Raw genomic sequence first — 392 nt, 5'->3', positions numbered from 1 at the left:
AAGCAGACCAACCCGCAAGGTAGCCCTGAAAGCTTTGCATTTACCGGCGATGCCCTCGGCAGTCTGAGCGATGGCGAGCAGATCGTGGTCGACAACCTGGCCGCGGGCAACTACAGCGCGACCGAGTCTGTTCCGGCCGCCTGGGAACTGACCGACATCGTCTGCAACGATGCCGACAGCAGCGGCGATCTCACCACGGCAACGGCGAACTTCGTGCTCGATGCCGGTGAGACCGTAACTTGCGTATTCATCAACAAGTCGCTCACCGCGACCGACGGCACGATCACCGTACTCAAGCAGGCCAACCCTTCTGATACGGGCGACTCTTTCGGCTTCAGCGGTGATCTGGGCAACTTCAGCCTGATGCACGGCGAGTTCGTCGTGGAGACACG

Annotated in this window: 1 protein-coding gene; it reads left to right on the top strand. The window is 60.7% G+C overall.

Features of this window, described 5'->3' with window-relative positions; genetic code table 11:
- On the top strand, positions 1-392 hold a 392-nt coding region (locus G4Y73_RS00055; RefSeq protein ID WP_164228182.1), incomplete at both ends, for a hypothetical protein.

This window comes from Wenzhouxiangella sp. XN201 (assembly GCF_011008905.1).
GTDB lineage: Bacteria > Pseudomonadota > Gammaproteobacteria > Xanthomonadales > Wenzhouxiangellaceae > Wenzhouxiangella.
Note: the sequence above shows the minus strand (reverse complement) of the source record. Positions and strands in the feature narration are given on the sequence as shown.